The following is a 24,393-nucleotide window of genomic DNA, read 5'->3' as shown; positions in this document are numbered from 1 at the left end:
TTAGATAATGAAAGATTTTTTGAATAAACAAATTCAACTGGAAAATAACAGAGTGCTTTTAATTCCGTTTTTGGATAAAAAATCGGAAGAATTAAGAACTATAATTTTCGATAATGATATTTGGGAGTATATGGGGATGTACATTAGTACAGAGAATGATTTTAACAATTATATCAAAGATACGCTTGAAAAACATTCAAAAACAGCTTATTCTTTTTTGATTATTGACAAATTAACCAATGAAATTGCAGGAAGCACTAGTTTTGGTAATATAAATTTTAAAAGTGAAAAACTTGAAATCGGTTGGACATGGTATGGCAAAAAATTTCAAGGAACAGGCTTAAATAAAGCATGTAAATTGGAGTTGCTTAAATACGGATTTGAGCAAATTGGTTTAAGAAGAATTCAATTTAGTGCTGATTTAGAAAATATTAAATCTCAAAAGGCAATAGAAAAACTTGGAGCTACTCAAGAAGGAATTTTTAGAAATAATTATATTGATTCTTTGGGAAATAGCAAGAATGATGTCTATTACAGCATTATAAAAGAAGATTGGAAGAATATTAAAGAGAGATATTTTTCAGAATATCTATAGTAATAATAAAATTGACAACGCTAACAAAATTTTGAAAGCACGTTAGGAGTAAAAAAACATGAAAATAGTAATCATAAATTACGGCGCAGGAAATATTCAAAGCATTATGTTTGCTATCGAAAGATTGGGATTCAAAGCGGTTTTGAGTAATAACTCTGAAGAAATTAAAGCAGCTGATAAAGTTATTTTTCCAGGTGTCGGAGAAGCAAGTTATGCAATGCGAATGCTAAAAGAAAGTGGTTTGGATTCGTTGATTCCAACCTTGAAACAACCCGTTTTGGGAATCTGTTTGGGCATGCAATTGATGTGTAATAAATCGGAAGAAGGGAATACAAAAGGTTTGGGGATTTTTGATGTTGATGTGATAAAATTCACGCCAAAGGTAAAAGTGCCACAAATGGGGTGGAATCAAATATACAATTTGAAATCTCCATTGTTTAGCGGTATTAATGAAAACGAATATATGTATTTGGTACACAGTTTTTATGCTCCAAATTGTCTCGAAGCTATTGCTACAACAGATTATGAAGTGGAATATGCCTCCGCTTTGCAGAAGGATAATTTCTATGGAACACAATTTCACCCTGAGAAAAGCGGTGATATTGGAGAACAAATTTTGGCTAATTTTTTAAAACTTTAAGTTGCGTCTTTAAGACTTACTTTCAAACTAATTATAATGAGAATAATACCCGCAATAGATATCATAGAAGGAAAATGCGTTCGCCTATCAAAAGGGGATTACAATACCAAAATTATATACAATGAAAATCCGCTTGAAGTAGCAAAATCATTTGAAGCACACGGAATAGAATACCTGCACCTGGTTGATTTGGACGGAGCAAAGTCAAGCCAAATTGTCAATTATAAGATACTGGAGCAAATTGCTACACAAACCAAATTGAAAATTGATTTTGGTGGTGGATTAAAATCGGATTCCGATTTGAAAATTGCTTTTGAGAGTGGTGCCAATCAAATTACCGGTGGAAGTATAGCTGTAAAAAATAGAGCGATATTCGAAAAATGGATTGCAGAATATGGTTTCAATAAAATTATTTTGGGAGCAGATGCCAACAATGAAAAAGTAGCTGTTTCAGGATGGTTAGAAGATTCAAACGAAGATCTGATTCCATTTATACAAGACTACCAAAGCAAAGGGATTCAGTATGTAATTTGTACTGATATCGCCAAAGACGGTATGCTTGAAGGACCCTCTTTTGATTTATACGCTAAAATTTTAGAGGAAGCCAAAGAAATAAAATTGATTGCTTCAGGAGGAATTTCTGCTTTTGACGAATTACCAAGACTAGCTGAATTGGGTTGTGAAGGAACAATCATAGGCAAGGCAATATACGAAGGGAGAATTTCGTTGAAACAATTGGAAAATTATATTATTGGCAAATAATTAAATTCGAAATATTAAAAATGGTAACTTGTTATTTAAAATACACGATAGATCCTTTTCAATTGGATGTTTTTGAAGATTATGGTAAAAGATGGATTAAATTAGTTAATCGTTTTGGAGGACAGCATCATGGTTATTTTATGCCTTCTGAAGGAGCTAATAACATAGCATTTGCAATGTTTTCGTTTTCCAGTTTATCAGAATATGAAAATTATAGAACACTGATTTTGAAAGATCAAGAATGTAAAGAGGCCTTTAAGCTTGCAGAAGATACGAAATGTATATTGAGTTATGAGAGAACCTTTTTACGTCCGGTATTTGAATAAAAAGACTTTTAACAATAAATAAAATGCTTACAAAAAGAATTATTCCCTGTCTTGATATAAAAAATGGAAGAACCGTAAAAGGTGTTAATTTTGTTGACTTGCGTGATGCGGGAGATCCTGTCGAATTGGCGAAAATATATTCGGATGAAGGTGCTGATGAATTGGTTTTCTTAGATATTTCGGCAACGGAAGAAAGAAGAAAAACATTAATTGATTTGGTACGTAAAGTCGCTTCGACTATTAATATTCCATTTACTGTTGGCGGTGGAATTTCATCGGTTAGTGATGTAGAAGTATTATTGCAAAACGGAGCGGATAAAGTTTCTATTAATTCATCTGCTGTTAAAAACCCACAGTTGATTAATGATTTGGCACAAAAATTTGGAAGTCAATGTGTTGTTGTTGCGATTGATGCGAAACAGATCGATGGACAATGGATCGTTCATTTAGTGGGAGGAAAAGTGCCAACTGAATTGAACTTGTTTGATTGGGCCAAAGAAGTAGAGCAAAGAGGTGCTGGCGAAATCCTATTTACCTCCATGGACAATGACGGAACTAAAAACGGCTTTGCAAATGAAGCTTTGACTAAACTTTCGGACTTAGTTAATATTCCTATAATCGCTTCTGGCGGTGCAGGTAACATACAACATTTTGTTGATGCTTTTTTAGAAGGTAAAGCAGACGCAGCACTGGCCGCAAGTGTATTTCATTTTAAAGAAATTGAAATCAAAACATTAAAAAAAGAGCTTAAAAATAATAATATTGAAGTCCGAATTTAATTCATTTTCTTAGAATATTCGCCTTTAAAACTTTAGACAAAAATTATGAATATAGATTTCTCAAAAAATACCGATGGGTTAATTCCTGCCATAATTCAAGATAGTGAAACCAAAACGGTTTTGATGCTTGGCTTCATGAATGCCGAAGCATATCAAAAAACAGTTGATACTAAAAAAGTAACTTTTTATAGTCGTACGAAACAGAGACTTTGGACAAAAGGGGAGGAAAGCGGCAATTTTTTGCATCTGATTGGCATTAAAAACGACTGTGATAACGACACTTTATTGATACAGGTAAAACCGGAAGGACCAACCTGCCATAAGGGAACTGATACGTGTTGGGCTGACCAAAATGAACCGGATTATGGATTTATTTCAAATTTAGAGGACACCATCCAACTGCGAAGAGAAAATGCTGATTCAGAAAAAAGCTACGTTGCTTCATTGTTTGAATTAGGGATGAACAAAATTGCCCAAAAAGTAGGTGAGGAAGCAATTGAAGTGGTTATTGAAGCCAAAGATGAAAACGATGATTTGTTTTTGAGTGAAAGTGCTGATTTGCTTTTCCATTACCTTATTTTATTGCAAGCCAAGGGATTTAAGTTAAATGACGTTGTTGAAGTTTTAAAAAGTCGTCAAAAGTAAAACAGATTAAATAATTTTACAAAATACAAACCCAATTGCAAATTCATTTGCTATTGGGTTTTCTTTTTTCTTTTATTTCAAATTGCAATCCACTATATTTACTATTTATTTTTAAAATACAAGTAGTACAATACAAGTGATGAATCATAATACCACATTTACCGAAGAATTAAATAATCCAGTACTAAATACAGGGCTACATATAATCCTTACAACTGACGAAGATGACGCTAGACCGGTTTATATTTCAGGAAATTTCAATACTTGGCGCACTCAGGAGAAGGGATTTATGATGGAGAAGATCAGTATTGGTTTATATCATTACAAATTCCGACATGATTTTGATTATCCTGTTGAGCTTTTGTATAAATTTACGAAAGGAGACTGGAGTGAAGTCGAAATTGACAGCGATGGAAATCGTACTGAAAACCGTTCAACACGCAATCATACTGGTGTCCAGAAAGAGCACGTTTCCAGATGGAGAAAAAACTGGTTACCGTTTAAACAATCTTTTTTGCCACAGGTTCAGTTGATTTCAGATGAATTCATAATTCCTCAGCTCAGCAAAACAAGAAAGATTTGGGCTTTACTGCCTCATGATTATGACAATTCAAGTGAAAGTTATCCGGTTATGTATTTGCAGGATGCACAAAATTTATTTAATGAATCAGCCGAATTTGGTAATTGGGAAATTGATAAAAAACTGGCAGTTATGTCAGAATATAAAATCGGAAAAATTATAATAATCGCGATAGAACACGCCAAAGAAGATCGCATAAAAGAATACAATGTTGGCAAAACAGTATTAGGGAAAGGTCAGGGTAAAAAATACATTCGATTTGTAACAGACACGTTAAAACCATATGTAGATCGTAATTTTCGAACCAAAAAAGAACGGGAATTCACCGGAATCGGAGGGAGCTCCATGGGTGGATTAATTAGTATTTTTAGTGGATTGAGAAATCCCGAAGTTTATGGGAAATTAATGATTTTTTCACCATCCCTTTGGGTCGTTCCAGAGTTAAAAATTAATGCAGAAAAAGCCAATTCAGCAGATACAAAAATGTATTTGTATGCAGGTGGAGATGAAAGTGCAACAATGATTGAGCAAGTAAAAAAGTTTCAGCATGATTTGATTTCAAGTGAATTTGTAAAAAACAAATCGAAGATTAATTTAAGTATCAATAGACAAGGAAAACATAGCGAAACCTATTGGAGTGATGAATTTCCTAAGGCAGTAGAATGGTTATTTTTTAATACAAAAAAAATATAGATACGCAGTGTATAGCGTCTTCAATCAATAAGCGAAAAAAAATTAAAAGAACAAATGAAAACAAATACAGTAGTAAACTTAGATAATTTTTCAGGGACAATTTTAATTCCGGCTTTTGAAACCTATTCAAAAAGTATCATTCCCATCGCATTCAATGGATTGGAAATTGCATCTAAAGTTTTTTTTGCTAAAAAAGACACCCTTTATTTAGCAGAAAAGAATAATAACGTTTATATGTTTATTGGTTTAGGAAAAACGGCAGACTATAAATCTATGAAAACTATTTTTCGTCGTATTTCATCTAAACAAAAGGAAAATTTTAGTGCAAATGTAGCTTTAGTTATACCTGAACAATTTACTCAGGATCAGGTTGAAGCCATGATTTCAGGTTTGCTTTTAGGGACCTATGATTTAGGTCATTTTAAATCGGAAAAAATTGAGCATCCTTTCTTGGATCCTGATTTCACATTAAATTTAGTTTCCGAAAAGGATTATTTAGCTACCGCGAAAAAAGGGATCAAAATTGCCAAGGCGCAATTAGCAACCTATAATCTGGTTGATTTACCACCTAATACAATTAATCCAAAATATTTAGCAAATTGGGCTAAAGAGACTGGGGAGAAATATGGATTTGAAGTAGAAGTTCTTGGATATGAAGCTTCAAAAATTACAGGTCTTGGAGCATTTTTGGCTGTAGGAAAAGGAAGTGAAAACGAACCTCAATTTATCATTATGAATTACGCTCCCAATGTGGAAGAAAAACATATAAAACATGTTGGATTGGTGGGAAAAGGAATAACCTTTGATACTGGCGGATTAAATATAAAAACGGCAGGAATGGTTCATATGAAATGCGATATGGCTGGCGGCGGAGCAGTTTTGGGAGCGATGCAACTTATAGCCGATTTGCAATTGTCTGTAAAAGTTACTGCAATTGTTCCTTGTGCAGAAAACTCTGTTGACAGTAAATCCTTTTTACCTAGTGATGTGATTCACAGCTATGGCGGACATTCGATAGAAATCATTGATACAGACGCAGAAGGCCGACTCGTTTTAGCTGACGGATTATCCTATTTGATTAAGAATTTCAAACCGGAATATATTGTTGATATTGCCACACTTACCGGAAGCAGCGTTAGCACTCTTGGCTATGAATGCGGTGCTTTGTTTACGAATAACGAAGAAATGGCAAAGAAATTGCAAGAAGCCGGAGATGCAATTGGAGAGCGTTTGTGGCCTTTACCACTTTGGGATGTTTATAAATCAGATATTGAAAGTGATATTGCCGATGTAAAAAATTATAGCGGAAAACCAGTTGCTGGAGCAATAAGTGCTGCTAAATTTTTGGAATATTTTACCCAAGAGCACAAAGCTTGGGCGCATCTTGACGTTGCAGGCGTAGCATTTGGCGATGATGAATTTGCTAAAAGTAAGCATGCAACAGGATATGGAGTTCATTTATTAACTAAGTTCATAGAAAATTTATAACGTATGGAAAACTCTAAAACCTTCCTTTGTATTTCAAATTATTTTAAGGGTGCCGATTTTTTAATTAATTTAAAAAAATCAGGCAACAAAGTTTATTTAGTGACAAGTGAAAAACTGAGAGACAAACCATGGCCACATCAATATATTGATGAAATTTTTTATATGGAAGGGCAAGATGTCGACTGGAATTTAGAGCATTTATTATTAGGAGTTGGAAATTTCATGAAGTCCACGAAAATTGATGCCATTGTAGCTTTAGATGATTATGATGTGGAAAAAGCAACTTATCTAAGGGAAAATCTTCGTATTGATGGAATGGGACAAAGTACAGGACGTTATTTTAGAGATAAACTTGCCATGCGCATGAGAGCCAAGAGTTGCGGCATTTCAATTCCTGCTTTTTGTTCCTTATTTAATGATTATGACATCAATACTTTTGCCGATACGATTCAAGCTCCATGGGTTTTGAAACCGCGCTCTGAAGCTTCCGCAATGGGGATTATAAAGGTATATGACAAAGAGCGTTTATGGATCCATATTAATGAAATGGGGAATAATCGATTCAAATATTTATTAGAGCAATTCAAACCTGGTGATGTATATCATTGTGATAGTTTGATTTCGGATCGTAAAGTAATCTTTAGTTTAACTTCAAAATATTTAGCGACACCAATGGAAATTTCACAAGGTGGAGGTGTTTTTCGCAGTGCAAATATCCCATACAATTCGGAAGATGATAAAGCCATTAAAAAGATAAATGAACAGGTACTAAAAGACTTTGGACTAAAACATGGTGCTGCTCATACAGAATTCATTAAATGCAAAGAAGATGGACAAATCTATTTTCTCGAAACTTCGTCCCGAGTAGGAGGAGCGCATTTGGCAGAAATGGTTGCCGAAGCTTCCAATATTAATTTATGGAAAGAGTGGGCAGCAATTGAAGATGCCCTGGTAAAAGAAACGAAATACACTTTACCAAAAATAAAAAAAGGATATGCCGGAATCGTTTTGACTTTGTCCAAATTCCAACACCCCGATTTATCTTCATTTTCAAATCAGGAAGTTTGCTTCAGAGTCCCACTGGAATATCATGCAGGGCTGATTGTAAAATCGGACAAACAGGAAAGAATCCTGGAGTTATTAGAAGATTATGGAAATCGTTTAGCTGCTGATTTTACAGCTGTCGCGCAACAAAATTCGGTTTCTAAGTTGCATTAATGTTCACTTGTTTCTAAAAAATAATTTATATTTTATATCAAAGTTTCAAATTCATGAAAAGATATTTCAGTACTGTTATTATCACATTTTTTATTTTTAATTGTATAAATGCACAAGGTCTTCTTGGAAAGAAAGAACAAGTTTTTACCAGACAGGATTCATTGAGAGGAAGTATTACAAAAGAAAGAATGTGGTGGGATGTCAAATATTATCATTTGGACGTTAAAGTAAATCCTTCGGATAGTACTGTTATAGGTACTAATGCCATGAAATATCTAGTGCTGAAAGAATACAACATCATGCAAATTGATCTGCAGCATCCTATGGAGATTTACAAAGTCGTTCAAGATGGTGTAGCTTTAAAATACAAAAGGGAAGGAAATGTTTTTTTTATTGAATTGACTGCACCTCAAAAAATAGGTTCAACAAAAGAACTTACGGTATTTTTTGGTGGAAAACCTAAAGTTGCCGTGAATCCACCTTGGGATGGTGGTATAACTTGGAAAAAAGACAGCAGTGGCAATCCTTTTATTGCCTCCTCTTGTCAAGGATTAGGAGCTAGCGTATGGTGGCCTAACAAAGATCATATGTATGACGAGGTGGAGAGCATGCTGATCAGCGTAAATGTTCCAAAAGGTTTGATGGATGTTTCTAATGGTCGCTTGCAAAGCGTAAAAGAAATGAAAGATGGAACCAAAACTTACAATTGGTTTGTGTCAAATCCTATCAATAATTACGGTGTAAATATCAACATAGGGGATTATGTAACTTTTTCCGAGAAATATAAAGGCGAAAAAGGAGATTTAGATTGTACCTACTATGTTTTGAGACCCAATATGGCTAAAGCAAAAAAGCAATTTCAAGATGTGCCACGAATGTTGAAAGCTTTCGAGCATTGGTTTGGACCGTATCCATTTTATGAAGATAGTTACAAGCTGGTTGAAGCTCCTTATTTAGGAATGGAACATCAAAGTAGCGTAACGTATGGCAATGGTTTCCAAAACGGATATTTAGGAAGAGATTTGAGTGGGACGGGTTGGGGCTTAAAGTTTGATTACATTATTATTCATGAATCAGGACATGAATGGTTTGCCAATAATGTTACCTATAAGGATATTGCTGACATGTGGATACATGAAAGCTTTACAGATTATTCTGAAAGTCTATTTCTAGAATACTATTACGGTAAGGAAGCAGGATATACCTATGTAAGGGGCATTAGAAAAAATATTGCAAACGATAAACCTATTATCGGAAAATATGATGTCAATAATGAGGGCTCGAGTGATATGTACTATAAGGGGGCAAATATGCTGCACACTTTGCGCCAAATTGTAAATAATGATGCTAAATGGAGAACTATTTTAAGAGGTTTGAACAGTACTTTTTATCATCAAACGGTTACTACGAAACAAATTGAAGAGTACTTAAGCCAAAACGTTGGAATTGATTTAAATACATTCTTCAATCAATATTTGCGTGATACGAGAATTCCAACATTAGAATATTTTTTCAAAGATAATCAGTTGGGTTATCGTTGGACAAATTGTGTTTCGGGATTCAATATGCCTTTAAAAGTAACATTGAATGGAGATGAAGAATTACTGAAACCGGAAATAGAATGGAAGAGTACCCGATCTAAAACTGAAAATCCTAAACTAGAAATAGATAAAAATTTTTATGTAGCAGGGTTTAATATAACGGAGTAAAAACAGTGTGATAAAAAAGTTAATACAACCTATTTTTTCTTTTTATTAAAACGGAATCCGATACCACTAATTTAAATATTTTTTAATAATTAATTTAAGGTAGTTTTTAAACTCCTATCGTTACTAGTAAACTAAAATAAAAAAGAAGTTTTCAAACAGCCATAAACTTTGCAGTTTTATGAATTTGAAAACTTCTTTTTTTATGCAATCAAGTGCATGTCAATGCTAGTTTTTAGAGTAAATGCTCCTTAACATAAGCACAACTTGTTTTTACGGATTCCATAGGATTTGGATAATAATTTGTTTCATGTTCAACGAAAAAATGTTTCATACCCGAAAGTTTAGCCTGAGCAAAAATGGCTTTAAAATCAATAGCACCTTTTCCTATCTCGGTATTCCATTCTGGTTTTGCTTTGTCCATGTCTTTTACATGCCACATTTTAAAACGTCCCGGATTTTCTTTAAATAGTTTTAATGGATCATTTCCGGAACGGACTACCCAATATAAATCCAATTCAAAATCCACTAATTTTTTATCCGTTTCATTCAATAAAATTTCATAACCTGTAGTAGAACCAAATTTCGTGAATTCAAAATCATGATTATGATAGGCTAATTTTAAACCGGAAGCCTTACAAAGTTCGGCCGCTTTATTTACCTTATGCGCTAATTTTTTATAATCATCGCCGCCATTTCCACGTAAATCTGGAGATAGCCATGGTACCACTACATATTCACTATCAAGTTCATTAGCCGCTTCAATTGTAGCTTTTAAAAAATCAGTTGAATTATCTTTTATGTAGCTACTGAAATCGTAATGCCCACTAGGAGCCTTCAAATCATTATCACATAGAATCTTTTTGAAATCTTTTACCGATGTTCCAAAATATCCCTTTTCTGCGGAAAAACCAAAGGTTTCAACTTCAGTAAAACCTGCTTTAGCTACTTTTTCCAAAGTACCTTTAACATCCTTAGGTAATTCTTCTCTTAAAGAGTAAAGTTGTAAACCTACATTTTTTTTCTTGGTTGCAAAGGCAAATGAAGGGGCTATCGCTAATGCTCCCAAAGCCAAACCACTGTTTATTAAAAAATCTCTTCTTTTGATCATTTTTTTTTTTTTTTAAGATTAATTAAATATCGCAAATAGAAATAGCTTTTTTCAGGGAACCGATTTTGTCCGGATTTTTGGGTATAAATTCTTGTCCAACAAATCCTTTAAAACCAGTCTCTGCAATTGCTTTCATTATTGCCATATAATTGAGTTCCTGTGTTTCGTCAATTTCATTTCGTCCAGGAACGCCGCCTGTATGAAAATGTGCAATATATTGATGATTGTCTCTAATGGTTCTAATTACATCTCCCTCATCAATTTGCATATGATAAATATCGTACAGCAGCTTGAAATTTTCGGAATTTAAACGTTTTGCCAATTCTACTCCCCAAGGTGTTTTATCACACTGATAATCTTTATGGTTAATTTTGCTGTTCAACAGCTCCATTACCAGCGTCACATTATGTTTTTCTGCCAATGGAATTAATTTTTGCAAACCAATTACACAATTATTCCAACCTTCTTCATCTGTTTTGTCTCTTTTGTTTCCACTAAAGCAAATTAGATTTTTATATCCTGCTTTTGCCACTAGCGGAATCATTTCGGTATAATTCTTTATTAGCGTTTCATGGAATTTAACATCATTGAAACCATCAACCAAATTAATTTCGGCTCCGTTGCACATTGTAGAAACAAGACCATGTTTCTTCAATGTTGGCCAGTCTTTAGGGCCAACTAAATCAATTCCGGTGATTCCTATTTTTTTTACTTCACTGCAAAGAGTTTCAAGATCAAAATCGTTAAAACACCATCGGGCGACAGAGTGATTTATTTTTCCTTTTAACATACCTGATTCTATTTTTGTTTCGTTTTTTGGCATAGCCAAAGCAGAAAATCCAGAGGGAATACTCAACGCTGCTGTTCCAGCGAGAATTCCTTTTATAGCTGATCTTCTATTTAAATTTGTGCTCATATTTTTTGTTTTTTATACTGCTTGAATTTCCTCTTCTGTTTTAGTTTTGTCATTAAATAAAAGTGCAAAAAGTAAAAAGACAGCTAAGGCAATACCTGCAGGAATGATCCAGACCATTTTCCAATCTATAAAACCATCCAACGTCTTGTAATTATCTGTTATCCAACCTGCAACTCCAAAACCTACTAACATTCCTACACCGTAAGTAGCTAATGTTATTAAGCCCTGGGCAGCACTTTTATATTTTTCTCCTGCTTTTGAGTTGGTGTATATTTGACCTGAAACAAAAAAGAAATCGTAGCAAATACCGTGCAAAGCAATACCGATAATAAGCATAAAGCTCAAATCGCTTCCATTACCGTAAGCAAACAAAACATAACGGATAGCCCAAGCCAACATACCTACCAAAATAGTTTTCTTAAAACCAAAACGAGTGAAAAATACAGGAATTAGTAATAAGAATAATGCTTCCGATATTTGGCCGATAGCCATTTTTCCTGTTGGATTCTCGACTCCTGCTTCTGTTAAGAATGGGTGTGCATTTTGATAATAAAAAGCTAATGGAATACAAATGAGAATCGATGAGACAAAAAAGACTGCGAAGTTTTTATCTTTCAAAAGTTTTAAAGCATCAAGACCAATAATATCACCAATTTTAATTTTTTCAGTTGCAGCAACTTTAGGTGGAGTTTTAGGTAATGAAAAACTAAACAACCCTAAAATTAAAGCAGCGATTCCTGCCAAAAGAAAAGTGTTTTTTAATAGTCCCTGAGTAACACCTTCTGCAGAATCCCAATGAAATAAGAAGCTTATGGATAATCCTGCTAAAATCCAACCGATAGTTCCCCAAACCCTAATATTTGCAAATTCTTTTTCTGGATCGCTCATTTGATTGAAGGAAACTGAATTAACAAGTGCCAATGTTGGCATATATAGAATCATATACCCTAAAACATAAGAATAAAAAATGCTTACATCATCTGAAACATACATTTGATACATTAAAAATGCTCCTATTATATGAAGAATACCTAAAATTTTCTCGGCGTTAAAATAGCGGTCTGCAATCAAACCAATGATGAAAGGAGCAATGATGGCACCCCAGGATTGGGTTGAAAAAACAGAAGCAGTTTCTGAACCTGAAGCATGTAAATTGCTTGCCAGAAAAGTTCCTAATGTTACGAACCATGCCCCCCAGATAAAAAATTCTAGGAACATCATTATAGATAATTTAATTCGGATTGTGGTATTCATTGGTTTTAGGTTAGTTAACATAAATGGTTTAATAGTTTTAATTTTTAACTAATTCGGAAGAAATAATCGGGTAGATTACAATTCTTTAATTACAATATTTCTGTACCAAACAGCATCGCCATGATCCTGTAAGGCTATTTTTCCTTTTTTGAATGTTCCGAAATCTTTCCAGGCAGCAAATTTACTAGCACCTACAAGTGATTTCCAGTTTTCGTCCCATAGATTCGTTTTTACAACGGTTACATCGTTTAAAATTAGAGTCAATGCACCGTTATTACTTATTATTTCAGCAGTGTTCCACTCGCCAACAGCTTTTACCGGCTCCACATCGCTTTTTATTAAATCATATAAATTTCCAGCTCTGTGTTTGGTTATTTTTCCGTCAGGATGTCCGTCATTATCCAAAACCTGCATTTCCAGACCTGTTTGATAGGTGTTTTTGTATTTTTTAGGATTTTCATGAATGTAGAATATGATTCCGCTATTGGATTTCGGTGCCACTTTCCACTCCAACTTTAAATGAAAATTAGCGTATTCTTTGTCTGTTACAATATCACCACCCAGACCTTTTTCTTTTGCCGTTGGATCCAAATGCAATATCCCATTATCAATTTTCCAAATAGCATCTACAGTAGTTTTTCCATATGTATGCCAGCCTTCTGTATTCTTACCGTTAAATAACGGTTTAAATCCGATTTGGGCGTTTGTTATTTGTACCATTGCAATCAGAATTAATGAGGTCAGAATATTTTTTATCATGATTTAATTTATTACTCTTTATTTTTTATAAACTTAAAGCGTTCCAACCTTTACGGTATTCTCGTTTCACAAATTGATTTACATCGTCAAAATTGGTGATTCTCATGTTGTCATTATCCCAAAGCAATTTTACTGATCGACCTGGATATTTAGTTTTTCCAATTGTTTCTTTTTGAATATCATATCCTCTGATTGCCAAATTTGCCATTAATAAAGCCTCAGTCAAAGGGCCTGCAATTTCAAAAGGAGAACTTAATTCTTGTTTTCCGTGTCCGGCAATAGCAGCTTCCACCCATTGTTTATAATGTCCATCTGCACCGTTACTTACTCTGGTATATTTTTGGGCTATCTTTAGATTTTTATTTTTTGTTAAAGGAAGCAAACGAGGATTCATCCCGTAAGTGTCACACATCATTTTACCTTTTGTGCCAACAAATAACGTTCCATTTCCTCCGTCTCCGAAAATTTCGTTGGGTTCTAATTCCAAAGGTCTTTCAGGTTGAATCCCTCCATCCATCCAGTGTAAAGTTACATCGCCGTTCGTTTTATTAGTTTTAGGAAAAGTTAAAGTTACATGACTTGAAGGCGGACAACTTTGTGGAAAATAACCTCTTTTAAACTCATCAACATATACGGATCCAACGCTACATTGGACATCTTTAGCATATTTTAAGTTTAATACACTAAAAGGGGCTTCAATAAGGTGACAACCCATATCTCCTAAGGCACCTGTTCCATAATCCCACCATCCTCGCCAGTTGAAAGGGACTAATTTATCGACATAATCTCTTTGAGGCGCTGTTCCTAACCACAAATCCCAATCTAATTCTTTTGGAATTTCTGCTTTTGTAGTAGGCCAGGGGATACCCTGTGGCCAAACTGGACGATCAGTCCAAGCATATACTGTATGAACATCTCCAAGTAAATCGGCTTCATACCATTCTTTCATTATTCGAGTTCCATCGTTTGATGCACCTTGATTCCCCATTTGGGTTACTACCTTATATTTTTTTGCAGCTTGAGTTAAAATACGAGCTTCATAAATATCATGCGTTAATGGTTTTTGAACATAAACATGCTTGCCTAATTGCATAGCAGCCAAGGTTTGTATTGCATGATTATGGTCTGGTGTCGCTACTGAAACGGCATCAAAATTTTTATGCTCCTTGTCAAACATTTCGCGCCAATCTTTGTAATATTTGGCTTTAGGAAATGCATTTACACTTTTAGATGCTCTTCTGTCGTCCACATCACAAAGAAAAGCAATGTTCGCTTTTCCACTTTTATCAAACATAGCAATATCAGATTGGCCTTTACCGCCAACACCTATACTGGCAATTAATAAACGATCACTTGGCGCAACAAAGCCTCTTCCCAAAACATGTCGGGGAACAATCATAAATGCAGCAGCAGCCAAAGCAGTTGTTTTTATAAAATCACGACGATTCGTTATGATTTTATTTCCTTTGTCGTCGTCTTTTTTTATACTCATTCTAAGATCTTTTTGTTTATTATGAAATATAGAAATTTGCCAGTGGCACTTTTGATTTTAATAGTGTCTAAGTAGAATAATCATGAATTGTTTTTATAACCCTAAATTTTTCATATTAAATGCTTTGTTTGTTTCTACCGCTGCAAAATCATCAAATGCTTTGTCTGTTACTTTTATAATATGTTTTTTTATAAATTCAGCACCTTCACGGGCTCCGTCTTCTTGATTTTTAATACAACACTCCCATTCCATAACTGCCCAACCTTTATAGTCGTACTGTGCTAATTTGCTGAAAATAGTTTTAAAATCAATTTGACCATCGCCTGGTGAACGGTAGCGTCCTGCACGATTTGCCCAACTTTGGTAGCCTCCAAAAGTCCCTTGTTTTCCCGTTGGGTTAAATTCGGCGTCCTTAACATGAAATGCTTTTATTCGTTCGTGATAAAAATCGATATATTGTATATAATCTAATTGCTGTAAAACAAAATGGGATGGGTCGTACAAAATACAAGCTCTGGAGTGATTGTTTACAGCTTTTAAGAACATTTCATAGGTCTCACCGTCAAATAAATCTTCCCCGGGATGAATTTCGTAACAAAGATCAACACCGTTTTGATCGAATTCATTTAAAATAGGCAGCCAGCGTTTCGCCAGCTCTGCAAACCCATCTTCAACTAAACCTGGTGGGCGTTGAGGCCATGGATGAAAATACTGCCAAAGTAACGAGCCGCTGAATGTGGCATGTGCATTTAGCCCTAAATTATGAGATGCTTTTGCAGCATATTTTAACTGTTGGACAGCCCATTCCTGTCTTGCTTTTGAATTCCCATGCACATTTTTTGGTGCAAAAGCATCAAAAAAGTCATCGTAGGCAGGATGAACCGCTACCAATTGGCCTTGTAAATGGGTTGATAATTCAGTGATTTCTAATCCGTATGATGCAATTGTACCTTTTAATTCGTCGGCATATGTTTTACTTTCTGCCGCTTTTTGTAAATCGATGAAACGAGTATCTAATGTTGGCATTTGAATACCTTTAAAACCTAAATCGGCAGCCCATTTACATATTCCATCCAAGGAATTAAAAGGAACTTCATCGCCAATAAATTGAGCTAAAAATACTGCAGGACCTTGTATTGTTGTCATTTATTTATTTTAATTTTTTTATGAATTACCTTTTACTATAAAACGTAAGGAGTCCATTTTTTATCTGAATGTGCTGAAGTTACTACGTTATCAATAAACGCCATTCCTCTTAAGCCATCTTCAACAGAAGGGAAATCCAACATTTCGGCAGTAGGTTCTTTACCATCTAATTTGCAACCAAGTGTTAATGCAAAATTACGATAGATATTAGCAAACGCTTCCAAATAACCCTCTGGATGTCCTCCTGGAGTACGGCAATTATGGGTGGCAAATGATGATAAATACCCATAATTACTGCCGGCTCTTAAAATTTGTGCTGGTTCATCTAACCATCTAACCATTAAAGTATTGGGATCATGTTGCAACCATTCTAGACCGCCTTTTTCACCATATACTCTGATTCTTAACGCATTTTCTTCTCCAGCAGCAACTTGAGAAGCCATTAAAACTCCTTTTGCACCATTATCAAATTTTAGCATTACGGCTCCATCATCATCCATTACTCGTCCTTCCACCAATGTATTTAATTCTGCACAGACAGCCGTGATTTTGGCACCTGTAATATATTCTGCTAAATGAGCTGCATGGGTTCCAATATCTCCCATTACAGAACTTTTACCTGCCTTTGTCGGGTCCGTTCTCCAAGCTGCTTGTGCGTTTCCTTCTCGTTCTGACAATTTACTTAACCATCCCTGAGGATATTCTGCCCAAACTTTTCTAATCTTTCCTAGTTTTCCCTCTCTTACCATAGCCTTCGCCTGTTTCACCATCGGGTAACCGGAATAGGTATGTGTCAGACAAAGGATTAATCCTGTTTCGTCTAATTTTTGTTTTAATAATTTTGCTTCTTCCAATGAAAAAGTAATTGGTTTTTCTATTACAACATTAAAGCCATAATCTAAAGCCATCATTGCTGGTGCAAAATGCGCAAAATTTGGAGTAACAATAGTCACAAAATCCATTCGTTCGTTAACAGGTAAAGCAGCTTCTGCTTTAAACATTTCTTCATAGTTCAAGTATGTTCTTGATTCTGGAAGAAACAGGGCTTTTCCCGATGCTATTGCTGTTTCTGGTTTTATGCTTAAGGCGCCACAACTTAATTCTATCAGTCCATCCATATTGGCAGCTAATCGGTGAATGGCACCTATAAATGCATCTTGGCCACCACCGACCATTCCCATTTTTAATTTTCTATTCATCTTTTGCTTACTAAATATTTCCTTTTTTTAATTCTTTTACAGCATAATCACAAGCCCTTGCAGTTAGTGCCATAAAGGTTAATGATGGATTTTGACATGCAATTGAAGGCATACAGGAGCCATCTGTAACAAATACATTATTGACTTCGTGCATTTGATTCCATTTGTTTAAAACTGAAGTTTTGGGGTCATTACCCATTCTGGCAGTTCCCATCTCGTGGATGGCCATTCCAGGAAAACATTCATTATCATACGTTTCTACATTTTTAATTCCTGATGCTTCAAGCATTTCCGCTGCATCATTCATCATGTCAATTCGCATTTTTTTCTCATTTTCTTTGTATTCGCAATCAATGGCTAATACCGGTTGGCCCCATTTGTCTTTTTTATCATGGTTGATATAAACCTTGTTTTCATAATAAGGTAACATTTCACCAAAACCACCTAATCCCATATTCCATGTATCAGCCGGAAGACTCATTTTATCTTTGAAATCACCACCAAAAGCTAATTCTGCAACTTCTTCATGCCAAGGATTTCTACTGGCACCTCCTTGATAACCAAAGCCCCTTAAATAATCTCTTTTGTCATTGCCTATATTTTGATATCTTGGAACATAGATGCCATTTGCTCTTCGCCCATACGTATATTTATCTTCAAAACCTTCCGCTTTTCCTGAAGCGCCACAACGGAAATGATGATCCATCAAATTATGTCCTAACTGACCACTGGCATTACCTAATCCCTCCGGATGTGCTTCTGAAGTTGAATTTAGTAAAATAAATGTTGATCCTAAAGTAGAACCGTTTACAAAAACAATTTTAGCATAAAACTCCATAGTTTCATTTGTTTCTGCATCAATAACCATAACTCCTTTTGCTTTTTTGGTGTCTTTATCATATATGATATGATTTACGATAGAGTAGGGTCTTACTGTTAATCGTTTTGTTGCCATAGCAGCAGGAAGGGTTGCAGACTGTGTACTGAAATAAGCTCCAAACGGACAACCGCGACTGCATAAATTTCTATATTGACAATTCCCACGGCCATTATGAGGAACAGTTAAATTTGCTGTACGCCCAATAGTAAGAATACGTGTTCCTTTGTAATGTTTCTCCATTCTTTCCTTAACGGATTTCTCGACACAGTTTAAATCCATTGGAGGTAAAAATATACCATCAGGTAAAAGAGGCCAATTTTCTGCTTGCCCGCTTATCCCTGCAAATTTCTCTGCATAATCATACCAGGGAGCGATGTCTTTATAGCGAATAGGCCAATCGTTACCATGACCATCTTTGGCATTATCTTCAAAGTTATGATCACTTAAACGGTAACTTTGACGTCCCCACATTAATGATTTTCCACCAACATGGAATCCTCTATACCAGTCAAAACGTTTGTCTTCCGTATAAGGACATTCTAAATCATTTACCCACCATTTTTCATTTGCTTCCTGATAGGGATAATCTCTGGATTGAACGGGGTGTGTTCTTTTTTGTTCTTCAGTAAGTTTTCCGGCATGCTTAAATTCCCAAGGGTTTTTCATGGCCGACTCATAATCTTTAATGTGTTCGATGTTCATTCCACGTTCCAACATCAAAACTTTCAATCCTTTTTCAGTTAGTTCTTTTGCGGCCCAACCACCACTTATTCCTGAACCTATAACTATTGCGTCATAAGTATTTTCTTCTTTTAAATTTGAATTTATATTCATTCGGGGAGAGTTCTATTTGGTTAATTTGAAGATAATATTTCGAAAAAATTAATATGATATAATCCTTAATAATTTATAAAAAAGGATTTTATGTCGCTAGCTGCTTACGAGGTAGCCCAAGCTTTTTGCCCTGGTTTGTAATCTGCATTTCCATCATATCGACCAGGAACAGCAACATATTCACGTGCTTGAGTACAACCAATTTCTGATGAAAAGTATCCTAGAATTGTTAAGTCTCTAGCGAGAATAAAAAAGGAAGGTTTTTTAATATCTACAAGCGATTCAGTTCTTAATTGTTCCATTATTTTAACACGTTCTTCAGGAGACAGTGCTATGAAATTTTTATTATATCCTTTTTGACATTTTTCTTCCATCTCTTTCATTCCGGTTGCGAATGTCTGTTGCATATCAGCAGGATAACAATCTTTAATCATCATAGGAATAAAAGCGCCTAAACCGGCAGCTTTAGCACCAGGTGCAGCTTTTGTAGTTGGAATAATAATGTCAGCAAATTCAGCTAAAAGTTCTTCGTCGGTGGCAGAAAATGATACATTCTTATTTTCGTCATCTGGAATTACAATATCTTTGATTAAAATTCCAACTGTTGTTGCTGAGATAACACCTCCTAGCACCAACGCCAAGTTTTTGATTGCTCTACGTCTATCCATTTACTAAATTATTAAAAGTATTAATGATTATTGAATATTATGAATTTATTATAACAATACAATAATAAATAAAAATAAGATAGATTCATTTTTTTACTGTTAAATTGTTGATAGAATTCAACAATTTGTAAATTATTAAGGAAATCACTTTTAAAAATTCATTAAAGAGTAACTCTAATCAATTAAAATAAGAAAAAAGTTAGGTTTTAGAAATATCCTATTCAGTAAAAATTATATTAAAAGATATTTACAAGTTAATTTAACGGGTTTTAACTTACAAATAATAATTTAATTTTGAGCGCGGTTTATGTCAATGCGTTAAAATGACATTTACTTCAAAAAAAACTAATTTAAAAAAGGTCCTAAAATAGTAGAAATAATAGTAAAGTGAATTGCTGTAAAAAAAAATCTTCCATTAATAAGTATGTAGAAGTAAAAATCGATACAGTTGAAAAAAAATATTTAAAAACGACATAAAGGGAATCATGTGATTCTATTAAAACAAACTGATCTATCTTTCAAATAATCCCAGCGTACCACCAACCCAATCCTTATCTTTATTAAATTTAACCCCTATCATTTCACCCCGACTCAATCGGACTAAGTTACAAAGCAGAGTAGGAGCAGTGTCCTCTTTTTTCCAAACACAAAGCATACGCACTTCTGCTTTTACTTTCCCTTCCGGAGATTGCACTATAGGAATGTAATTAACCTTTTTCTGAAGAATATAAAGTTCTTTTTCAACTACTGCTTCGATGTCTTCTTTTTTTACATGAAAAATAACACCGGTTCCTGAAAAAGAAAACAAAGGTTTTAAAACATAATTTTCTAAATCCTCCGGAATTTCGGTTAATTCACTGAGCAATGTAGTTTCTATAAAATATTTTCCTTTTAGAAAAGGCAAAATAAATTTACTGATTCTGAAAAACCAATTGGGATGACCTGCCCATTCAACATCCAGATCATCAGAGAAATGAAAATTTAATTTCAAATCGCTTCGTAAATCCAATTCATCAAAAATGACCCGATTATAGATTCGTTTTACTAGAATCAAGCCACCTTCTTCATTTTTATAAAATAGTTGTTTGCCTTTTTTTATCAGCTCAGTTACGCAAACGATTGGAATACCAATATCTCTTCGGCAATAGTAAAAATCGATCTTTGTATTTTGTTTTTCAGGTTCTATTTCAAGAAGAATAACATTTTCTTGGGGATGCTTATTGCAAATTGCTTCTTCAAGAATATTCCGGTATTCTTGCGGTTCAATGTTATTGATGAATGGTGTTAATTCGCTAAGAAAGGAATACTGATTGATAAACTTTTCATACAAATTAATTTGATAATTATATAAAGACGGAAATCCTTGGACTTCAATCAGTTTAGGAATAATGGCACCATTTTCTTCGCAAATTCCAAAATCAATAGCTAAAAAAGTAGTGTGTTCGTCTTCATTTGGAACTTTATGATTTAGTTCTAATGATTTATTTGTAAGTGATTTAAAGTTCTCCTTTTGAATTAAAGCGATAACTTCATTGCTGCCCTCAATCAATTGTGCCTTTAGTTCATTTGAAATAAAAAAAGGAGTTTCACCTATTCGAAAAGTAGGCATGTAATTAAAATCGGAAGCAATATCATCTTTAAGTTCTTGATATTTTTTTTCTGTAAATTGAGCATTAAACAACTCCCGATATCTTGAAATCATTTGGAATGGATGGTTTAATTAGAAAGCATTTTCTTTGTTTTCATCAGGTCATTAATCGCTATTCGAAGGAAATTTGGAATCAAAGTTTCATTAGTTCGGTAAATTTTATCATCATCCAGTAAATCTTCCAGCATATTTCTGAACTTTCTTTTACCTTTCATAGCTCTGATTTTCTCTTTTGCTTCTTTATTTCTCAAATGAGATACAAAGCTAATAGGATCAGCTTCCGGGTGAAATTGAGTACCTACAAAATACTCTGTGAAGCGGACTGCCATGATAGCACGTTCGTATTGCACATGGTCCCTGATTTTCTCTAAAGAAATGATTTTCGCCCCTTTTTTAGCAAAAATACTCAACTTAGGTTGTACCACCTGATAATCCCTGGAATCAATAGCATAAAACGGATCTGCTAAGCCTTCAAAAAGCGGATCAACAAGTCCTTCTTTGGTTTTGTGAATCGTCATAACGCCAAAAGAAGTGTCACTTCTTTTGGTCACTGTGGCTAATCCAAAATGCAAACATGCCATTTGAAAAGAATGACATATAAACAACACATGCTTTTTAATTGCATTTTCATTATTCCATTTGTTCAACGAATCAATAAACTCATAGTATTTTGTATCCCAATTACCATCACCGATTAATGGATTTCCAGGTCCTCCGGTTGAAATATAAATATCAAACTTATTAATATCGGGCAGTTCACATTTTACCCTGACATCAAATATTTCGAAACCCACAACTGGACTAAATCTATTAACCACATCAATGATACAACGCATACCTTGATTAGGTTCACCATTATACATATCTAAAAGGGCTACCTTTATAATTTTATTAGACATAAACTATTTTTAAAAAACAATGAGCAAAGGTAATTTATATTTTATAATCCCTTGGTAAATTCACCAGTTATAAAGTCTACTACGCTGCAAAGATCTCCGGTTTCTTCAAAAACAGCCAATTGTTTATCTGCTCCAGTTCCGTTTTTTAAAATTTCATGTACATAATTGATATCCTCACGACTTCCCAATTCATCAACTACATCATCAATGAAATCAAGCAATTCCAGAATAAGCATCTTAGTTTCAACTTCTTTTTGCAATCCAAAATCAATCATATTATTGTCAATTCCATAACGTGCGGCTCTAAATTTATTTTCTTTTATTAAAGCCAATCGATAAATGTTAAAACTGGTATTGTTCATATTCAATTTGTAGAGTTTAGCTACAATTGCCTGAATAATTGCAACAATACAAATCGTTTCTTCAACGGTTAAACACATATCACAGATCCTGAATTCTATAGTATTATAAAATGGATGCAGACGTAAATCCCACCAAATTTTCTTTGGATTATCAATGCAATTAGTCTTTACCAACGTCTCTAAATAATTCTCATACGACCCAACAGAATCAAAATATTCCGGTAATCCTGTTCTTGGAAATTTATCAAAAACTTTAGTTCTAAAGGATTTATAGCCCGTTTTTCGGCCTTCCCAAAATGGGGAATTCGTAGAAAGGGCAAAAATATGAGGCAAGAAATACGTCGCCTGATTCATTAATTGCAATCCAATTTCGCGATTTTCGATACCCACATGACAATGCATCCCAAAAATTAAATTGGAGCGTGCCGCATCTTGCAGTTCGTTTACAATATCGTGATAACGAGGGTCATCAGTAATAGGCTGATCCTGCCATTTGGAAAAAGGATGCGTTCCGGCGCCACCCACAATTAAATCTTGTTTTTCGGCTAACTCAACGATTTTGGAACGCAAAAATTTAATTTCATTTTTGGCATCAGTGACACTATTGCAAATATTTGTCCCAACTTCAACTACTGATTGGTGCATTTCGGCCTTCACTTGCTCATTCAAAATTATTTTGGCCCCATCCACAATTTTAGACAAATGCGAACGTAAATCTCTAGTTATGGGATCTATAATTTGATATTCTTCTTCAACACCAAGTGTAAAAACAGGTAGTTTTTTCATTATTATTATTTTAGGAGCTATTTCCCGCTTTTCGTTACTCGATAATTTTTATTTTACAGCTACAGCGTCTTTTATAAAAGTTCCCCAAGTAAGATTGATTTTACCTGGTCTTTGTTTTTTCGCTGCTGCAATAGCCATTTTGGCAGCTTCTTCAACTACCCATTCAAAATTTTCAGCACCTACCGAAGTCAACTCAGCGTCTGGCGCTGGGTTTCCAAAATCTATCGCATATGGAATTCCATCACGAACGGCAAATTCTACTGTATTGAAATCATATCCCAATCCTTTACAAAGCCGTAATGTGTAGTCTTTTATAGTGGCCAATAATTTTTTATCTACCGGTGGTCCATCAATCACATAACGTAAATGATGTGGATTTCTAGGTTCATATTGCATGATTCGAACTGCTTTACAACCCAAACAATACACTCTGAAATATTCCGTGAAAACAATTTCTTCTTGTAACATCATCACTAATTGCCCAGTTTCCTGATGCTTATTCCAAAACTCTTCTTTATTTTCTAATCGATATACGTTTTTCCAACCACCACCGGCGTAGGGTTTCATATAAGCAGGAAATCCTATATAATTAAAAATCCCTTCCCAATCCATAGGATATTTTAAATTTCTAAACGATTTTCCGGTTGTATCGGCGGGATGCTCCGCAGAAGGAAGAATCACTGTATTGGGCAAAGGAACTCCAAGAGTATCGGCCAATGCATTATTAAAAAATTTATCGTCCGCACTCCACCAAAAGGGATTGTTGATCACGTTAGTTCCCGTTAAAGCAGCATTTTTTAAATAAGCACGATAAAAAGGAACGTCCTGTGAAATTCGGTCAATTATTACAGCATATTCTCCATCTTTGTTTTGAACTACTTTATCAATAGCAACTGCTTCAGCTATGATTCCTTTTTCGTTCTTTGAATTTACGCGATCTATAAATGCTTGCGGAAAGGTGTCTTCCATTCCAAATAAAATTCCTATTTTTTTCATCTTGAGATGTT

23 protein-coding genes are annotated in these 24,393 nt (G+C 34.4%); 10 read left to right on the top strand and 13 right to left on the bottom strand.

Features of this window, described 5'->3' with window-relative positions; all coding sequences use genetic code 11:
• Positions 1-7: 7 nt before the first annotated feature.
• The 10 genes from ACNQGH_RS14095 (at position 8) to ACNQGH_RS14050 (ending at position 9,435) form a co-directional block, all read left to right on the top strand.
• Positions 8-595 (top strand): GNAT family N-acetyltransferase, encoded by a 588-nt coding sequence (locus ACNQGH_RS14095; RefSeq protein WP_417956656.1) that lies wholly within the window; start codon positions 8-10, stop codon positions 593-595.
• Positions 596-653: 58 nt separating this feature from the next.
• The gene (gene hisH, locus ACNQGH_RS14090) at positions 654-1,235 is read left to right on the top strand and encodes an imidazole glycerol phosphate synthase subunit HisH (RefSeq protein WP_417956655.1); all 582 of its coding nucleotides are present in this window, start codon (positions 654-656) and stop codon (positions 1,233-1,235) included.
• Between the two features lie 36 nt (positions 1,236-1,271).
• Positions 1,272-1,997, top strand: coding sequence for a 1-(5-phosphoribosyl)-5-[(5-phosphoribosylamino)methylideneamino]imidazole-4-carboxamide isomerase (hisA, locus tag ACNQGH_RS14085; protein WP_417956654.1), 726 nt, complete (start codon positions 1,272-1,274; stop codon positions 1,995-1,997).
• 20 nt (positions 1,998-2,017) lie between these two features.
• Positions 2,018-2,323, top strand: a complete 306-nt coding sequence (locus ACNQGH_RS14080; protein ID WP_417956653.1) for an NIPSNAP family protein — start codon at positions 2,018-2,020, stop codon at positions 2,321-2,323.
• 23 nt (positions 2,324-2,346) lie between these two features.
• A complete protein-coding gene (gene hisF, locus ACNQGH_RS14075) occupies positions 2,347-3,102 on the top strand; it encodes an imidazole glycerol phosphate synthase subunit HisF (RefSeq protein WP_417956652.1) in 756 nt (251 codons plus the stop codon).
• Between the two features lie 45 nt (positions 3,103-3,147).
• The gene (hisIE, locus tag ACNQGH_RS14070; protein WP_417956651.1) at positions 3,148-3,747 is read left to right on the top strand and encodes a bifunctional phosphoribosyl-AMP cyclohydrolase/phosphoribosyl-ATP diphosphatase HisIE; all 600 of its coding nucleotides are present in this window, start codon (positions 3,148-3,150) and stop codon (positions 3,745-3,747) included.
• A gap of 139 nt (positions 3,748-3,886) precedes the next feature.
• Positions 3,887-5,020: an alpha/beta hydrolase gene (locus ACNQGH_RS14065; RefSeq protein ID WP_417956650.1), complete on the top strand. Its 1,134-nt coding sequence runs from the start codon at positions 3,887-3,889 to the stop codon at positions 5,018-5,020.
• 54 nt (positions 5,021-5,074) lie between these two features.
• Positions 5,075-6,508 carry a leucyl aminopeptidase family protein gene (locus ACNQGH_RS14060; protein ID WP_417956649.1) on the top strand — a complete coding sequence of 478 codons (1,434 nt, stop codon included), beginning with the start codon at positions 5,075-5,077 and terminating at the stop codon, positions 6,506-6,508.
• A 3-nt stretch (positions 6,509-6,511) separates the two neighbouring features.
• Entirely contained in the window at positions 6,512-7,726 is a 1,215-nt protein-coding gene (locus ACNQGH_RS14055) for an ATP-grasp domain-containing protein (protein ID WP_417956648.1), read from the top strand.
• 53 nt (positions 7,727-7,779) lie between these two features.
• Positions 7,780-9,435: a M1 family metallopeptidase gene (locus ACNQGH_RS14050; RefSeq protein WP_417956647.1), complete on the top strand. Its 1,656-nt coding sequence runs from the start codon at positions 7,780-7,782 to the stop codon at positions 9,433-9,435.
• 232 nt (positions 9,436-9,667) lie between these two features.
• On the opposite strand, the gene ACNQGH_RS14045 is transcribed toward ACNQGH_RS14050, so the two are convergent.
• The 13 genes from ACNQGH_RS14045 to ACNQGH_RS13985 form a co-directional block, all read right to left on the bottom strand.
• Entirely contained in the window at positions 9,668-10,543 is an 876-nt protein-coding gene (locus ACNQGH_RS14045; protein WP_417956646.1) for a sugar phosphate isomerase/epimerase family protein, read from the bottom strand.
• A 22-nt stretch (positions 10,544-10,565) separates the two neighbouring features.
• Positions 10,566-11,459 (bottom strand): hydroxypyruvate isomerase family protein, encoded by an 894-nt coding sequence (locus ACNQGH_RS14040; protein ID WP_417956645.1) that lies wholly within the window; start codon positions 11,457-11,459, stop codon positions 10,566-10,568.
• A 12-nt stretch (positions 11,460-11,471) separates the two neighbouring features.
• Entirely contained in the window at positions 11,472-12,713 is a 1,242-nt protein-coding gene (locus tag ACNQGH_RS14035) for a nucleoside permease (protein ID WP_417956644.1), read from the bottom strand.
• Between the two features lie 75 nt (positions 12,714-12,788).
• Entirely contained in the window at positions 12,789-13,472 is a 684-nt protein-coding gene (locus ACNQGH_RS14030; protein ID WP_417956643.1) for a 3-keto-disaccharide hydrolase, read from the bottom strand.
• Positions 13,473-13,497: 25 nt separating this feature from the next.
• Positions 13,498-14,964 carry a Gfo/Idh/MocA family protein gene (locus ACNQGH_RS14025; protein ID WP_417956642.1) on the bottom strand — a complete coding sequence of 489 codons (1,467 nt, stop codon included), beginning with the start codon at positions 14,962-14,964 and terminating at the stop codon, positions 13,498-13,500.
• Positions 14,965-15,057: 93 nt separating this feature from the next.
• Positions 15,058-16,110 carry a sugar phosphate isomerase/epimerase family protein gene (locus ACNQGH_RS14020; RefSeq protein ID WP_417956641.1) on the bottom strand — a complete coding sequence of 351 codons (1,053 nt, stop codon included), beginning with the start codon at positions 16,108-16,110 and terminating at the stop codon, positions 15,058-15,060.
• Between the two features lie 35 nt (positions 16,111-16,145).
• Positions 16,146-17,309: a Gfo/Idh/MocA family protein gene (locus tag ACNQGH_RS14015; protein ID WP_417956640.1), complete on the bottom strand. Its 1,164-nt coding sequence runs from the start codon at positions 17,307-17,309 to the stop codon at positions 16,146-16,148.
• A 10-nt stretch (positions 17,310-17,319) separates the two neighbouring features.
• Positions 17,320-19,023 (bottom strand): GMC oxidoreductase, encoded by a 1,704-nt coding sequence (locus tag ACNQGH_RS14010; protein ID WP_417956639.1) that lies wholly within the window; start codon positions 19,021-19,023, stop codon positions 17,320-17,322.
• Positions 19,024-19,127: 104 nt separating this feature from the next.
• Positions 19,128-19,691: a gluconate 2-dehydrogenase subunit 3 family protein gene (locus ACNQGH_RS14005; protein WP_417956638.1), complete on the bottom strand. Its 564-nt coding sequence runs from the start codon at positions 19,689-19,691 to the stop codon at positions 19,128-19,130.
• Between the two features lie 511 nt (positions 19,692-20,202).
• Positions 20,203-21,393: a hypothetical protein gene (locus ACNQGH_RS14000; RefSeq protein ID WP_417956637.1), complete on the bottom strand. Its 1,191-nt coding sequence runs from the start codon at positions 21,391-21,393 to the stop codon at positions 20,203-20,205.
• Positions 21,394-21,407: 14 nt separating this feature from the next.
• The gene (locus ACNQGH_RS13995; RefSeq protein ID WP_417956636.1) at positions 21,408-22,238 is read right to left on the bottom strand and encodes a type 1 glutamine amidotransferase; all 831 of its coding nucleotides are present in this window, start codon (positions 22,236-22,238) and stop codon (positions 21,408-21,410) included.
• 41 nt (positions 22,239-22,279) lie between these two features.
• A complete protein-coding gene (locus ACNQGH_RS13990) occupies positions 22,280-23,386 on the bottom strand; it encodes a carboxylate-amine ligase (RefSeq protein ID WP_417956635.1) in 1,107 nt (368 codons plus the stop codon).
• Positions 23,387-23,434: 48 nt separating this feature from the next.
• The gene (locus ACNQGH_RS13985) at positions 23,435-24,382 is read right to left on the bottom strand and encodes an ATP-grasp domain-containing protein (protein ID WP_417956634.1); all 948 of its coding nucleotides are present in this window, start codon (positions 24,380-24,382) and stop codon (positions 23,435-23,437) included.
• Positions 24,383-24,393 lie beyond the last annotated feature (11 nt).

The sequence above is a fragment of the Flavobacterium kochi genome, from assembly GCF_048286715.1.
Classification (GTDB): domain Bacteria; phylum Bacteroidota; class Bacteroidia; order Flavobacteriales; family Flavobacteriaceae; genus Flavobacterium.
Note: the sequence above shows the minus strand (reverse complement) of the source record. Positions and strands in the feature narration are given on the sequence as shown.